This is a genomic window from Bacillus zhangzhouensis, assembly GCF_000715205.1.
GTDB classification, from domain to species: Bacteria; Bacillota; Bacilli; order Bacillales; family Bacillaceae; genus Bacillus; species Bacillus zhangzhouensis.
Genome location: NZ_JOTP01000016.1, coordinates 15,450 through 28,659, shown reverse-complemented (window position 1 = coordinate 28,659; position 13,210 = coordinate 15,450). Strand labels below are relative to the sequence as shown.

The following is a 13,210-nucleotide window of genomic DNA, read 5'->3' as shown; positions in this document are numbered from 1 at the left end:
TCTCATATACATACCTATATCTTTCACAATTTTGAATCAGAAGAAACATCCTGACTGTTTTAGAAAAGGAGTGATTACAGGATGCCTTATATTACAAAAATTTCTGCTCAGAAAAACAATACAGAGCGCGTCAACATCTTCCTTGATGAAAAATACGCCTTTAGCGTTGATCTAGATGTGCTCGTTCAGCACGATTTGAAAAAGGGGAAAGAGCTGGACGAAGCAGAGATCATTGAGATTCAATTCGGCGATTCCGTCAAAAAAGGATTTCAGCAGGCTGTCGATTATTTATCTTATCGCATGAGATCAGTAAAAGAAGTCACCGATTATTTGACGAAAAAAGAAATACCAGCACCTGCTATTAGTGAAATTATACACAAATTAAAGCATTATAAGTATGTAAATGATCTTGAATTTGCAGAAGCATATGTGAGCACCCACCGAAAAACGAACAGCAAAGGGCCTTCCGTCCTGAAAAAAGAGTTAAAGCTAAAAGGCATAGACGATGACACCATTGAACAAGCGCTATCGCAATATCCTGATGACTTACAGCTGGAGGAAGCCGTCAATCAGGTTCTCAAGCTGGTGAGAAAAGAAAAGAATCGTTCTGCAAAAGAGATCAAGCAGCGCATCAAGCTTCAGCTTCAGCGAAAGGGATTTTCATTTGCGATCATTGATAAAGCCCTTCAAGAAGCCTATGATGGACAAGAAGAGGAAAAGGAAGAAGAAGCCCTCCTGTATATGCTAGAGAAGGCAAAGCGCAAGGTAGGATATGACGGATCATTTGAAAAGAAGATGAAAGTGAAGCAATTTCTATACCGAAAAGGCTTTGATCTCGATACAATTGATCACGTTTTAAACAAAGGGGAATAACAGATGGAAAAACGCTATAGTGAGATGACAGAATACGAATTAAAGCAGGAGATTGCCGCCCTTTCTGAAAAAGCTAGAAAGGCTGAACAGCTAGGCATTGTGAATGAATATGCCGTCTTAGAGCGAAAAATTGATATGGCCAAAGCCTATTTATTAGATCCAGCTTTGATTCAGACCAAGACGACCTATCAAATCAAAGACACAGAAGAGCAATTTTACGTGGAATATTTAAATGGGGTGTTTGCTTGGGGGTACAGAGTGTCGGCTCCAAATAAGGAAGATGCCCTGCCGATTTCAATGCTTACGCAAAAGGACTGATCCTAGAGATCAGTCCTTTTCTTTACTTCGAACGCTGTTTACGGACGTTGTTCTGAAGTACGATGTCGTGCTGCGTTTGCTGCGTTTCTCCGTTGACCTGAGAGGCAGAATGCTTTGCATTCGCCCATGGTTGAGGGTAAGCGGTTGTCCTTAATTGAACAAAATCATCCATATACGATTTCCCATTTGAACTCATATCTCAAGCACTCCCTTTGGAAAAATTAGCGTTTCCCTGATGCCCTCATACGTTCCTGTGGACGTGTATTCGTCTCACCATTTGGCCATTTAGATGCATAAGCGTCTGTGGCGCCTGGTTCGCCTTCAAACTTGTGATTCACTTGATTTGGAAAGCCCTTTGCTTTATTGCGCATATCGATTCCCTCCAAACAATACAAATCATTTGCGTCTTTTGAAGACGTAAGGGTAGTATATGAAAAAAGAGGTTTTTTTAAAAAGGCACTTTCTGCTAGATGAAGGAGGAACGGACATGGAACAATACTTTGAGCGATTAACAGAACAACTCATGGAAAAAAACAATATGCTGACCTATGAAGAAGCACGTACATGGGTAGAGCTGCTTTGGAGTGATTTTGAAACGACCTATGCAAAGGCTGGCCGCAAATATAAAGGACAGGAAACAACCGAACGGATTGTCCAAGAATGGATTGAGAGCTACGGCGCTCAGCTGCATTTATTTCAAAATAAACAATCAAAGGCAAACGAGCATCTGCAAAATAACAACAAAGGGCTGCTCCACTAAAGGGATTGCCCTTTTCATTCTTAATCATCTTTTTGAAAAAATAGGAAAATATATAAGTGTTCAAACAATTTTATGAAACAATACCCAGTCTGTGATCAAAATTACAGGCTTTTTACAATGGATAAACTTAAAGTTACATTAAATTCATCTTGCTGAAAATCACTGGAAATAAAACTTTGATATAATGAAACGATTAAAGAAGCATGTAATTTATGGATAATAAAAAAGGGTTTCGTTTTCTAACAAAAAAGGAATAATGAACATAACAGACTATGTGAAAAAAGTGAAGAGAAGGTGCGATATGGAACGAGAATTGCTCTCTGTTATAATTCCTTCTTACAATGAAGGTGAAAACATCAGACGAATCTTTGAGGCACTCGAGGAAGAGTTTCGCGATTTTCATTATGACTTTGAAATCATCTTTATTAATGATGGAAGCAAAGACAATACGCTTCAATACATGAGAGAGCTCTCTCACAAAAGTGCCAAGGTCAAATACATTTCCTTTTCGCGTAACTTCGGAAAGGAAGCCGCTATTTTGGCAGGTCTTGAACATGCAAAGGGAGCAGCTGCGATCATTATGGACGCCGATCTGCAGCATCCGACCCATTTGATTCAGGATTTTGTCAGAGGGTATGAAGAAGGCTATCATCAAGTCATTGCCAAACGGAACCGTAAGGGAGACAGCAAGCTTCGCTCTTACCTATCATCGATGTACTATAAAATCATGAATAAGGTGGTTGAAGTGGACTTGCGTGATGGCGTAGGAGACTTCCGTTTAATTTCACGCCAAGCGATCGACGCATTGCTAGAGCTGAAAGAGGGCAATCGTTTTTCGAAAGGACTTTTTTGCTGGATTGGGTTTGAAGAAAAGGTCATCTATTATGAAAATGTAGAAAGACAGCATGGTGATACAAAGTGGTCTCTGAAGAAATTATTTAACTATGGCATTGATGGTGTCATTTCCTTTAACAACCGCCCGCTGCGTATTTGTTTTTATACTGGCATACTGATCTTATTCCTCTCTTTGATTTACATCGTGGCCACCTTTATTCAAATCGTCAGAACGGGCGTGATGGTACCTGGTTATTTCACTTTAATATCGGCTGTGCTTTTCCTCGGAGGTGTCCAGCTTTTGAGTCTAGGTGTGATTGGAGAATATATTGGCCGCATTTATTATGAAACGAAAAAGAGGCCGCATTATTTGATCCAAGAATCAAATGTCATGCAACAAGAGACAAGCTCAAAAGAACAAAACCGAGTGTTAACGCAGTTATTTAAATAACGTGGAGTCAAATAACCGGCAAGCAAGAATCGCTTGCTGGGTTGTTTTGTTTCAAAGAACAGTGGATCTTTTGTGGAAAGGATTTAGATGATGAAACGTAGATGGATAATCATAGGAATGTGCCTCATTCTCGCTTTATTAGGACACTCCTTTTTCTTATATGAATATACGCAAGGCCGGTACATGACAGGAGATGGGGACGGCATCTCACAAATGCTCCCATTTAAAAAGCTGCTTTACGACGAATATGTCAAAGGGAACTTCTTTTATTCCTACCAATTTGGTCTAGGCGGCGGTACATATACGCAATTAGGTTATTATTTTACAACGTCGACTGTCTTTATGGTCACAGTCGCTGTCGTCTGGCTGTTGAATGCGCTTCATCTCATACAGTCAACAGACATTCATTTCTGGGCAAATGCCGTGATTTGGATTAGTGTGATCAAGCTGACGTTGATTCTTTTTATTGCCTATCGCGTTCTTTTTTCGCTGGTTCAAAATAGACTTGGCGCACTGACTGGTGCCGGGATCTATGGGCTGTCTATTGTGTATTTTCGACACGAAACGTTTTGGGAGTTTTTTACCGACAGCATGATGTGGCTCCCGCTGCTTGTGCTTGGGGTTGAACGTATTTTCAAAACAGGCAAACCGGCTTGGTTTATTGCGGGTTGTAGTTTGATGCTGATCAACAACTTTTATTTCGCCTACATTCACTTTATCTTTTTGGCGATTTATCTCGTCTTCAGATATATGATCAAGCTTCGGAGCGAGGAGCGCGGCTGGAAGGTTTTCTGGACGCTTGCGATCTCTACGCTGTTATCCTTTGGGATCAGTGCCGCCTTTTTTATCCCATCTGTTTACGGCTTTCTCAATAATATAAGACCGCCTTATGAACAGTCGATTCCTTGGTTTGAATTGCATGATCATCTGCTGTTTACAAGCAGGGTGTATTTATTACCGGTGATCTTTCTCATTTGTTTGTTCCTCGTTCCACTTTATCGGAACAGATGGTTTTTCATGTTCACCTCCATCAGTATGTTGCTCATTGTTTTTCACTTTAGCCCAAAGATGGCGAGTGTGTTTAATGGTTTTTCAGCACCGCAGTACAGATTTGAATACATTCTTGCCTTTACAGTTGGAGCGGTCGTTGCCATCACGATCAAGCATTTCTCACAAATCGAGTGGAAGTGGAAAAAGCGTGCGGTCTTAGGTGCTTGGATTGTATTCCTTCTCGCAGTCATCTTATCAGAACGAGCAAAGGGAAATATGGATATCGTTGTGTTTACAGGCATAGGACTGGTTGTGATCAGCTTGTTCTTCCTATGGATGCATGCCGAAAAACGCCAGCACCTTCGTCTCTTTTCAGCTGTGCTTATTGCCATTAGCCTACTGACAGCAGGCGTGTATCAGCAGGGATACTTATCTGAAAGAAGCAATATTAAGAGCGTATCAGATACGTATCTGAATAGTGAGGCATATGCTGGACATGAGCAAATGAAGCTCATTCAGCAGATTCAAAGCCGCTCAAAAGAAGACCCCCTTGCTCGTATTGATTGGATGAATGGTGTGCGTAACAACACCCCGTTATTTGAAGGCTTTCAAGGGATGAGTGTGTATTCGAGTATATTGAATCAGCATTTGCTAAATTTCTACTGGAATGACCTGCAAATTGATATGGGACGAGAAAGTGTCAGCCGTTATGCGACAATGGGGGACAGGGCGAATTTATACAGCCTGACCTACGGGAAGTATTATATGAGAGACAAATTGATGTCTTACTCACCGCCAGCCTATTTCAAGCCAATATTGGAAAGTGAGCATTATGCGGTGTATGAAAATACACGTCCGCTCCCATTTGCAAGAACAACGAGTACCGTCTATTCAGAAGCGTCCCTAGAGCATGCGTCAGCACTTGATAGAGAGCATGCGATGCTGCAAGGCGTGATTTTAGACAAAAAAGAAAACGCTGAAATCGAGCACTCGCCAGATCGAGTAAAGGATACAAACATTCATACCGAACAAGCAGTATACGAAAATGGCGTGCTTGATGTATATGGAGAAACGGGTGGGCTGAATATCACCCTTCCAGATGATATGGCCCGTGCCGGCGATGTGTATGTGAGCTTTTATGTGAAGCGGACCGACCGTAACGAAGGATTTCAGTTATCCGTTGACGACTATGTCACATCACGAAAAAGCAATACATCCATCTACAAAACTGGCGTAAATGAAGTGACGATTCGGGTCCCTGCGGAAAAGATCCTCTCCATTCGAGTACCAAAAGGGACATATGAGCTCAATCAACTGAAGCTGTATCATGAACCTTACCACGTTCTAGAGAAAGCATATGAAAAAGAAAAACAGGATGATGGCAGCCAGCAAGTAAAGCTTAAAAATAACCGCTTTACGATTTCATATGATAACAAGCGCGGCGATGATTACATGATTCTGCCTGTTCCATATGAAAAAGGCTGGGAGCTCACGGTGAACGGACAGCAAACCGATATTGAACAAGCCAACTACGCATTCATCGGTTTTTCAATAGAAAAAGGCAAAAATGAGATCGTCTTAACCTACTATCCGCCTTATATCAGAATACTAGCGTTCATCTCACTGATCAGTTTGATCGCTGCGATTTTATATGCACGGAGAAAACACAAGAAACACCACTTTTCATCATAAGTGGTGTTTTTTTATCTTTCATTATGTCCTTAGCATTGTCATACGTATGTTTCTTCCTCCCATTCAATCGTGTATTCGTTCATCTTTTTATCAATATCGTATTGAATACTCATATGCTGAAATAACGCATTCAATTCTTCTGTCCTCTTTCTTCGATCCTTTTCATAATAATAGAACGCATCCCGATAATCATGATCTCTCAGCATCTTTGATATGACCATGGCATCTTCTAGACTATACGATGCTCCTTGACCAACAAAAGGATTTGCTGTATGTACAGCATCACCTATAAGAACAACTCGTCCTTTTGACCACACAGGAAGATCCTTTATTTCATAGATACTTCTTGGAAAGAACATGTCTGTATGATCGATGATGTCAGAAAGGTGTTTAGGAATGTTCCAATGTTCCATTTGTTTATATAATAACGTTCGAATGGTTTCTTTATTGGCTTTTTCAAAATGTTTTGTAGGTAACTTCTCAGGACACTGAGAGAAAGCTTGCCATAAAATATTCATTTTATTTGTCGGGTGCGCTTTTCCAAAAATGAATTGAAAGTTTCCGTCATTGTAAAAATAACTCGTTGCCTCATCCAATACAAAATCCTTCGCATAGGCTACCCCTTGAAGTCCCCAAAAACCGCTATAGTCTAATTTGGCGTTAAATGCCACAGCTTCTCTCGTTTTCGAAAAAGTCCCATCTGCTCCTATTAAAATATCACCTGTTATCACAGTTTCATCTTCAAAAAGAATTTCAACGGAATGAGACGTCTGTTTGACCGAAGTTAACTTTTTGTTGTATTCCACTTTTATTCCTTGACGGTGAACTTCCTTTAAAAGTGATTTGATGATTTGGTCTCTCATGACATTCAGTAAAGGGGCATGATAATATGTTTCGCTATAATTGTTGAAAATAGCTTCTAGTTTATTTTCACTGTTTATTTGATGGATCCTCTTTATTACTGCTGCATTTGCTATCACTTCATTTTTACACCCAATTTCATCCAAAATCTTTACCCCATTCGGAGACAGTAAAAAACCTGCTCCTGTTTCTAATTCTTCATCTGACCTGCTTTCATAAATCGTACTTTCCATTCCAGCCTTTTTTAAAAATAAAGAAGTAGCCAATCCTGCTACACCACTGCCGATAATGATCACATTTTGAGATTTCATCATTTTCCCTCCTCTTTTATAAACAGACCGGTCGGTTTATTTTAGTGCAAAAAAATAAGCTTTTTCATATAGGACAGCGCATCACAATTCCCCCTTTTCATTTGGTAATTAAAGTATATGATAATATGTTATAAATGATTTCGCAAGAATGAAACTAACCAATTTCTGATCAACTTCTTTTAAATAAAGTTAAAACCAACATGAAGGGGATAACAAAACATGAGCAAAGACACCGTGATAAAACACTATGAACACACCCTTGAATGGGTACAATCGCTAACGGAATTAACAGACAAAGAATGGCGCCACGCCATTGCTGATGGAAAGTGGAGCATTGCTGAGATCATCGCACATTTTGTTCCGTGGGATGAATTTATTTTACATGATCGCCTAAAGGAATTTTGGAACGATCGGGCGTTATGTAAGGCACCTGATGTGCATGAAATGAATCGACAGTCAGCCGAAAGGGCAAGACACGAAGAGAGAAGCGAGACGATCGGGCGATTTATTGCTGTCAGAACAGAATTGCTTCAAGAAATGAAGAAAATCGAAGCATCTCGCTGGAATACATCCTTTTTGATCGGTCAAACCGAGCTGACGTTATCAAGTTATTTTCAAGGTTTAATTAAGCATGATCTTCATCATATGGAGCAGGTCAAACAAGCGCTCTCTACAGAAAGACGATAGCGCCTCACGAAGCTTCCTTATCAAATGGAAACGTCGCATAATCAAACAAAAAATGAAATAGCCAAAGACTAAGCGCAAAGAGAATTTCCTCAGAAGTAGTCAGCAAAATGCCGTCAACCAATTCGTCAGATACATATACAGCACCCCAAATAAACAAAAGGTGAAATAAGATGGCATAGAAAACGATGGATCGTTTTTTGGACCGGCATTTTCGAACAAACCGCATGAGCACGTGTTCCAGATGTTCAAAAGAGATCCCGAGTACAACGTAGATGCCCATAAACAGTAGCAGCGATAAAATCGATTGATAAAAAGCACCCGTCAAATGAAAGAACAGCACACAAAACAACAAAAATATGTAACAGATAGCTGATAGCGCCATCAGCCATTTCAACCCTTGCCAAAAAGCGTGAACAGATTGCTGCATGGGTAAACAACACTCCTTTTCATGAAGATACCTGCAAAAAGGACAGCCTTTTTGCAGGAAGGTGGAATTAATCCTCTTTTTTAGGTGCAGCGATCACAGGATGTTTTTCAGTGTCAAGCAGTTTCAAGAAGTCTTCGCCTTGATCTAAATGATCAAGAACAAGCTGTTTCGGTGTGACCGCAAGCCACTGATTGAGTGAGATATCTGCATAATGATCACTCTTAAAGATTTCTAAGAAATAAAGCGGTTCGTCGCCTGTATTTTCTACATAATGCCCCATCGCAAATGGCACATATCCAACGTCTCCCGCTTGATAATTGAAGGTTCTTGCATGTCCATCAGAAGCAAAGACCGTCATTCGTGCCTTTCCAGAAATGAAATATTGCCATTCATCCGTATTTGGATGCCAGTGCAGCTCGCGAATGGCGCCAGGATCGACTTTCACTAGAGCAGAGGCAATTGTTTTAGACGCTTTGAAATTGGTAGAGTCCGCAATCCACACTTGTCCGCCGCTTGACGTAATCGGTTCTTGTTTTAACAGCTCATATTTAAAGGAATTAGGGACCTCTCCTTGCTCTGTTTTCACCTTGTCACATTCAAGGGAATCAGGAATTCCTTTTTGGAAAATATACTTCTCTTTCTCTGGCAGCTTGTTAAATTGCTCCTTTGTCATTCCAAAGTTTTGGAGCACAACTTCCTCTGGCGTATGGGCAAGCCAATCGGTTACTTGGAAGGTGCTATTTTCTGAGAAAGACCCATCATCAAACACAAGCAAGAATTCAGCTCCCGGTTCGAGTGCTTGGATAGAGTGCGGCAGGCCAGAAGGGAAGTACCACAAATCACCCTCGGTCACATCCTCTGTAAAATTACGTCCCTCTGCATCAACTGATGTAATTCGTGCTTCCCCATAAATCATGTACGCCCATTCCGCTTCCTTATGCCAGTGCAGCTCGCGAATCGCACCAGGCTTTAGCCGCATGTTCACAGAGGCAAGACTTTTAGAGATCGGCAATTCGCGAACCGTTACTTCACGGGCATAGCCGCCTTTTTCTAAACGGTTGTGCGTATCAGAGAAAGAATATTTCATGTTGGAGACCGTTCCATGATCGGTTTCCGGCGGCGTGAGCATATCTGGGTTTTGTCTGTCTCGCTCGAGATTACGTGGAATTTTGACTGTTGCTCCTTTTTCTCCTCGGATCGGCTGTGGTACCCCATTCTGCTTTTCACTCATGATAAAATCCCCTTTCAACATCGTATTGTGTGAGGTGACAAAAGGCCTTTCATTTCGCCCTCGTTTTCATAAGGTGAAACGAATCAAGCAGATGTCAATCTGATTCATCATTTTTTTGAGCAGCGACTAATCGTTGGATGAGCTTGCTTAATTCATCAAACTTTCGTTCAAAGCGTGTCAGCAAGTAAACCGTTAAAATGGCAGGGAAGCCCGCCTGACCAAGCTGCTTCAGCCATTCCTCTGAAAAAAAGCTCTCCATGTGTCTCACCTCCCAGCGGATGCTCGTCTTCTTTATAAGTGGTATGAAAGAAGAAATAGGAAATCAAAGGGAGAGAAAATGAACCATTAGACCCGTTTCACGAAGTTTACTTTTTTTAACTTTTGTCCACTTAATGCAAGTAGAGAGAACAAAGGGGAGGATGCACATGGATTATCGGCTGTTATTGAAAGCAAAATGGAAGGAAATCATTGATCACCCGCTCATTCAGCAGTTTTTAAGCAACCCGAAAAACGAGCAGCTGCTAAGGCAAGTCATGGAAGAGCCAAACGAAGAAAATGCGAAAAAACTAGATTCCGAGTTCAAGCAGTTTTATCAAAAAATCCGCATCATCAAGTATATTTCCACAATGATCCGCATCTTTTCAGTCGACTTTGACAAACGAGTCAAAAAAAAGCAGCAGCGTTTTCCGCTCATACTCGATCATCCTGATCATCAAGAAGTGAAAGACCCTGTTCAAACAGATACGTATGAAGCCGTGCTCTTCAACCAGCAAGACTTAGGAGAGCACCTACAAGATCAAATGTTGTACAAGGCCTACCAGCAGCTCACAGACAAACAAAAAATGGTCTTAACTCAAATCTATGTCGATGGCCAAACGATGAAAGAAATAGCCGATCAGTTAGGCGAAACAAGACAAAACATCTCAAACATTCACAAAAAAGCACTCAACAAACTAAAAGAAGAAACAGGGGGAGATGTCCGTGAACGAAGAAAAAATGCCCAATGGAGAAATGGAAGAACTCATTGAAACCTTCACACCCATGATCAAAAAGAAACTACAAAACACGGCATATCAAGAAAGAGAAGACCTCGAACAAGAACTCTATATCAAACTCATCGAAAAAGTAGACTGGCTGATTTACCAAGAGGGACCTGGCTTTTGGGAGTTTATTGTGGAATATATGACGAAGTTGTAAGGAGAGATTGGAGGTGCGAATAAGGGGTATGAAGCCGCCGTGCATTTCACGATGAGTGTTTACGCGCAAAAAAAGACTCGCTCACACAGAGCCGAGTCTTAATTTTTTTTGCAGTTTTTCTTCACTGAAAATCCAGCCGGTATAGGAATTTTTGATTTGGTGGTCCATGTCGATATGGCAGATCGCGACAAAGGGATAGTGACCTTTGCTGCGGTAGCGCAAATCAATGAACCGCACCTCATAATGATCCTTGTATTTATCTACTTCCCACCGGTAGACAGGGGAGAAGGAGAGAAAGGCTGAAATGTTTTCATCTTGCTTGGCAATTTTCATAATTTCAGTATCAGGGACCGGCACACGGTTAAACGTGTCTAAAATAACGATCTCTCCATTCATACTGCGTCCTACATGGAAAGAGGATTTGCATTTGACCGCAATGCGCCATTGTCTAAATTTCATTGTAGGCGAGATGATAATGTCTTCAATCTCATCAAATCGTGCACGCAGCTCACGTTTAATTTGAAGCTGCATGATGACCCTGACGATATAATAACAGAAAATCACGGCATACAGCGTAATGAACGTAAAGCCGGGATGTCCGCCTATGGCCCAGATGACAATGGCGACAAGATGTGTAAAAAAGATAAACGGATCAAAGGTGTTAATGATCCCAAGCGCTACCCATTTCTTCGAAAATGGACGAATGGCCTGCGTACCGTATGCATTGAAAATATCGACAAATACATGAAGCACGACGGCTAACAGTGTCCATAACCAAAGATGAAGTAAATTCGCCCCCGGTACAAACGGGAAAAGCACAGCCGGAATCAGCAATGACCAGAACAGTACAGCCGGAATGGAATGAGTAAATCCTCGGTGATTTCTTATATAAACCGCATTATTTTTTAGTTTTAGCACAGTATCAATGTCTGGTGCTTGGGAGCCGGCGATGGTCGCGATCATCACGGCATGTGCCATGTGTGGATCTGCGCTGACGGCTGGATCTAAAAGTGCAAGTCCCCCAAGAGAAATGCCCATTACTACATGAGTCCCAGTATCCAATTGATTACCTCCTAGTTGTCATGCTTAGGAACAATCATACAAAGTATACGTCTCCAATCAAGACTATGTGCAAAATCACTTTTGCTTTGTCTTGATTTAATGTAACATGTTAACGTATCTACAAACAGTATACAACAAATAAGGTTCTTTTCAGAACGTTAGCCCTTGGTTCAATGAGAAGGAGTATAAAGATGAAAGACATTCAAGAAAAGCTGGACCGCAAAGATATTGCGGGTTTTCAGCATGATTTAATTGATTGGTATGAAAAGGAACAACGGACACTGCCATGGCGTGAAAATCAAGATCCATACCGCGTCTGGGTATCAGAAGTGATGCTTCAGCAAACGAGAGTGGATACGGTGATTCCGTACTTCAACCGGTTTATGGAGCAATTCCCGACGGTGAAAGATCTTGCTTTAGCTGATGAAGAAAAGGTCATGAAAGCATGGGAAGGTCTTGGCTACTACTCACGAGTGCGTAATTTACAGGCAGCTGTGAAAGAAGTCTATGAATCCTACGGGGGCGTTGTCCCTGATACGAAAGAACAATTTTCAAAACTGAAAGGTGTAGGCCCGTATACGAGCGGCGCAGTGCTGAGTATCGCCTATAACAAGCCTTATCCTGCGGTAGACGGCAACGTCATGAGGGTCATTTCCCGTATCTTGTCCATATGGGACGATATTGCAAAACCAAAAACGAGAAACATTTTCGAATTTGCGGTCGATCAGCTCATTTCCCGGGAAAAGCCGTCAGAATTCAATCAAGGGCTGATGGAGCTTGGTGCGCTCATTTGCACCCCAACATCGCCTGCCTGCCTCATTTGCCCTGTAAACATGCATTGCTCGGCACTCGAGGAAGGGGTTCAGCATGAGCTCCCAGTGAAAAGCAAAAAGAAAAAGCCGACTGCCAAATCAATGGCAGCAGCGGTGTTATTTGATGACGCAGGCAACCTCTATATTCATAAGCGGCCAAGTACAGGCCTTCTTGCGAATTTATGGGAATTCCCTAACTTGGAAACGATGAAGGGAAGAAAAACGGAAAAAGAGCAGCTAATGGATTTCTTAAAAGAGGAGGCGGGTGTACAAGCCGAGCTTGGTGATTTAGAAGGCACCATTCAGCATGTATTTACCCACCTCATCTGGAATATTTCTGTTTTCTTTGGACGAGTTACCTCTATATCTGATGACACGATGCTGAAGAAAGTCACAACAGAAGAATTTGAGGCATATGCTTTGCCCGTCTCACACCAAAAAATTTGGAAGATGACACTTGAAGAGCCTAGTCGTATTTAACCGTTGTACCGTGGGTATAATCGGCTTCATTTCGGTGCAGACCCCCGCGGTTTTCAATTTCAGAAATGATTTCTCGATACTTAGATTGCCCTTCTTCGTTTAAATAAGGTAAAATTTGTTGGAAAGCATGATGAAAAAAAGCAAGCTCAGTATCTTTCCATTGATCCTTGGACATCATGCCAAGCTGGCTTAAATCGCGTCCGACATACATGAATGTAACCTCC

17 protein-coding genes are annotated in these 13,210 nt (G+C 41.5%); 9 read left to right on the top strand and 8 right to left on the bottom strand.

Annotated features, from left to right (window positions below; all coding sequences use genetic code 11):
* Window positions 1–81 precede the first annotated feature (81 nt).
* Complete coding sequence (gene recX / locus BA70_RS13195; protein WP_034323072.1) at window positions 82–873, top strand: recombination regulator RecX; 792 nt, start codon at window positions 82–84, stop codon at window positions 871–873.
* A gap of 3 nt (window positions 874–876) precedes the next feature.
* Window positions 877–1,191 carry a YfhH family protein gene (locus tag BA70_RS13190; protein WP_034323068.1) on the top strand — a complete coding sequence of 105 codons (315 nt, stop codon included), beginning with the start codon at window positions 877–879 and terminating at the stop codon, window positions 1,189–1,191.
* 22 nt (window positions 1,192–1,213) lie between these two features.
* Here the strand turns inward: BA70_RS13190 and BA70_RS19590 are convergent, their stop codons facing one another.
* Together BA70_RS19590 and BA70_RS13185 are read right to left on the bottom strand one after the other, a co-directional pair.
* The gene (locus tag BA70_RS19590) at window positions 1,214–1,387 is read right to left on the bottom strand and encodes a YpzG family protein (protein WP_078061726.1); all 174 of its coding nucleotides are present in this window, start codon (window positions 1,385–1,387) and stop codon (window positions 1,214–1,216) included.
* A gap of 25 nt (window positions 1,388–1,412) precedes the next feature.
* Window positions 1,413–1,562, bottom strand: a complete 150-nt coding sequence (locus tag BA70_RS13185; RefSeq protein WP_034323065.1) for a small, acid-soluble spore protein K — start codon at window positions 1,560–1,562, stop codon at window positions 1,413–1,415.
* Window positions 1,563–1,678: 116 nt separating this feature from the next.
* Here BA70_RS13185 and BA70_RS13180 point away from each other — a divergent pair, with 116 nt between their 5' ends.
* The 3 genes from BA70_RS13180 (at window position 1,679) to BA70_RS13170 (ending at window position 5,918) form a co-directional block, all read left to right on the top strand.
* Window positions 1,679–1,951 (top strand): YfhJ family protein, encoded by a 273-nt coding sequence (locus BA70_RS13180; protein WP_034323063.1) that lies wholly within the window; start codon window positions 1,679–1,681, stop codon window positions 1,949–1,951.
* A 301-nt stretch (window positions 1,952–2,252) separates the two neighbouring features.
* Window positions 2,253–3,236, top strand: coding sequence for a glycosyltransferase family 2 protein (locus BA70_RS13175; protein WP_034323061.1), 984 nt, complete (start codon window positions 2,253–2,255; stop codon window positions 3,234–3,236).
* An 87-nt stretch (window positions 3,237–3,323) separates the two neighbouring features.
* Entirely contained in the window at window positions 3,324–5,918 is a 2,595-nt protein-coding gene (locus tag BA70_RS13170; RefSeq protein ID WP_078061725.1) for a YfhO family protein, read from the top strand.
* Window positions 5,919–5,956: 38 nt separating this feature from the next.
* Here BA70_RS13170 and BA70_RS13165 read toward each other — a convergent pair whose 3' ends face one another.
* Entirely contained in the window at window positions 5,957–7,090 is a 1,134-nt protein-coding gene (locus BA70_RS13165) for an FAD-dependent oxidoreductase (protein ID WP_034323059.1), read from the bottom strand.
* A 219-nt stretch (window positions 7,091–7,309) separates the two neighbouring features.
* Between BA70_RS13165 and BA70_RS13160 the strand changes: the two genes are divergently transcribed.
* Complete coding sequence (locus tag BA70_RS13160; protein ID WP_034323057.1) at window positions 7,310–7,777, top strand: DinB family protein; 468 nt, start codon at window positions 7,310–7,312, stop codon at window positions 7,775–7,777.
* Between the two features lie 4 nt (window positions 7,778–7,781).
* Here the strand turns inward: BA70_RS13160 and BA70_RS13155 are convergent, their stop codons facing one another.
* From BA70_RS13155 to BA70_RS19585, 3 genes are all read right to left on the bottom strand, one after another.
* Window positions 7,782–8,204 (bottom strand): regulatory YrvL family protein, encoded by a 423-nt coding sequence (locus BA70_RS13155; RefSeq protein WP_034323054.1) that lies wholly within the window; start codon window positions 8,202–8,204, stop codon window positions 7,782–7,784.
* A 67-nt stretch (window positions 8,205–8,271) separates the two neighbouring features.
* Entirely contained in the window at window positions 8,272–9,435 is a 1,164-nt protein-coding gene (locus BA70_RS13150) for an oxalate decarboxylase family bicupin (protein ID WP_034323051.1), read from the bottom strand.
* Between the two features lie 94 nt (window positions 9,436–9,529).
* On the bottom strand, window positions 9,530–9,694 hold the full coding sequence (locus BA70_RS19585; protein WP_078061724.1) for a YvrJ family protein: 165 nt from the start codon (window positions 9,692–9,694) through the stop codon (window positions 9,530–9,532).
* A 166-nt stretch (window positions 9,695–9,860) separates the two neighbouring features.
* Here BA70_RS19585 and BA70_RS13145 point away from each other — a divergent pair, with 166 nt between their 5' ends.
* The gene (locus BA70_RS13145) at window positions 9,861–10,463 is read left to right on the top strand and encodes a sigma-70 family RNA polymerase sigma factor (protein ID WP_034323048.1); all 603 of its coding nucleotides are present in this window, start codon (window positions 9,861–9,863) and stop codon (window positions 10,461–10,463) included.
* Window positions 10,411–10,632 carry a sigma-O factor regulator RsoA gene (gene rsoA, locus BA70_RS13140; RefSeq protein WP_034323045.1) on the top strand — a complete coding sequence of 74 codons (222 nt, stop codon included), beginning with the start codon at window positions 10,411–10,413 and terminating at the stop codon, window positions 10,630–10,632. The genes BA70_RS13145 and rsoA overlap by 53 nt, the downstream gene beginning before the upstream one ends.
* Before the next feature lie 81 nt (window positions 10,633–10,713).
* On the opposite strand, the gene BA70_RS13135 is transcribed toward rsoA, so the two are convergent.
* Window positions 10,714–11,694, bottom strand: a complete 981-nt coding sequence (locus BA70_RS13135) for a metal-dependent hydrolase (protein WP_034323042.1) — start codon at window positions 11,692–11,694, stop codon at window positions 10,714–10,716.
* 191 nt (window positions 11,695–11,885) lie between these two features.
* On the opposite strand from BA70_RS13135, the gene mutY reads away from it, so the two are divergent.
* Window positions 11,886–12,986, top strand: coding sequence for an A/G-specific adenine glycosylase (mutY, locus tag BA70_RS13130; protein ID WP_034323040.1), 1,101 nt, complete (start codon window positions 11,886–11,888; stop codon window positions 12,984–12,986).
* Here the strand turns inward: mutY and BA70_RS13125 are convergent.
* Window positions 12,973–13,197, bottom strand: a complete 225-nt coding sequence (locus BA70_RS13125) for a hypothetical protein (protein ID WP_008341962.1) — start codon at window positions 13,195–13,197, stop codon at window positions 12,973–12,975. The genes mutY and BA70_RS13125 overlap by 14 nt on opposite strands.
* Window positions 13,198–13,210 lie beyond the last annotated feature (13 nt).

What these genes read in the sequence shown, in the direction of transcription:
- recX (WP_034323072.1), top strand. Translation starts at nt 82, where the DNA reads ATGCCTTATATTACAAAAATTTCTGCTCAGAAAAACAATACAGAGCGC.
- BA70_RS13190 (WP_034323068.1), top strand. Translation starts at nt 877, where the DNA reads ATGGAAAAACGCTATAGTGAGATGACAGAATACGAATTAAAGCAGGAG.
- BA70_RS19590 (WP_078061726.1), bottom strand. Translation starts at nt 1,387, where the DNA reads ATGAGTTCAAATGGGAAATCGTATATGGATGATTTTGTTCAATTAAGG.
- BA70_RS13185 (WP_034323065.1), bottom strand. Translation starts at nt 1,562, where the DNA reads ATGCGCAATAAAGCAAAGGGCTTTCCAAATCAAGTGAATCACAAGTTT.
- BA70_RS13180 (WP_034323063.1), top strand. Translation starts at nt 1,679, where the DNA reads ATGGAACAATACTTTGAGCGATTAACAGAACAACTCATGGAAAAAAAC.
- BA70_RS13175 (WP_034323061.1), top strand. Translation starts at nt 2,253, where the DNA reads ATGGAACGAGAATTGCTCTCTGTTATAATTCCTTCTTACAATGAAGGT.
- BA70_RS13170 (WP_078061725.1), top strand. Translation starts at nt 3,324, where the DNA reads ATGATGAAACGTAGATGGATAATCATAGGAATGTGCCTCATTCTCGCT.
- BA70_RS13165 (WP_034323059.1), bottom strand. Translation starts at nt 7,090, where the DNA reads ATGAAATCTCAAAATGTGATCATTATCGGCAGTGGTGTAGCAGGATTG.
- BA70_RS13160 (WP_034323057.1), top strand. Translation starts at nt 7,310, where the DNA reads ATGAGCAAAGACACCGTGATAAAACACTATGAACACACCCTTGAATGG.
- BA70_RS13155 (WP_034323054.1), bottom strand. Translation starts at nt 8,204, where the DNA reads ATGCAGCAATCTGTTCACGCTTTTTGGCAAGGGTTGAAATGGCTGATG.
- BA70_RS13150 (WP_034323051.1), bottom strand. Translation starts at nt 9,435, where the DNA reads ATGAGTGAAAAGCAGAATGGGGTACCACAGCCGATCCGAGGAGAAAAA.
- BA70_RS19585 (WP_078061724.1), bottom strand. Translation starts at nt 9,694, where the DNA reads ATGGAGAGCTTTTTTTCAGAGGAATGGCTGAAGCAGCTTGGTCAGGCG.
- BA70_RS13145 (WP_034323048.1), top strand. Translation starts at nt 9,861, where the DNA reads ATGGATTATCGGCTGTTATTGAAAGCAAAATGGAAGGAAATCATTGAT.
- rsoA (WP_034323045.1), top strand. Translation starts at nt 10,411, where the DNA reads ATGTCCGTGAACGAAGAAAAAATGCCCAATGGAGAAATGGAAGAACTC.
- mutY (WP_034323040.1), top strand. Translation starts at nt 11,886, where the DNA reads ATGAAAGACATTCAAGAAAAGCTGGACCGCAAAGATATTGCGGGTTTT.
- BA70_RS13125 (WP_008341962.1), bottom strand. Translation starts at nt 13,197, where the DNA reads ATGTATGTCGGACGCGATTTAAGCCAGCTTGGCATGATGTCCAAGGAT.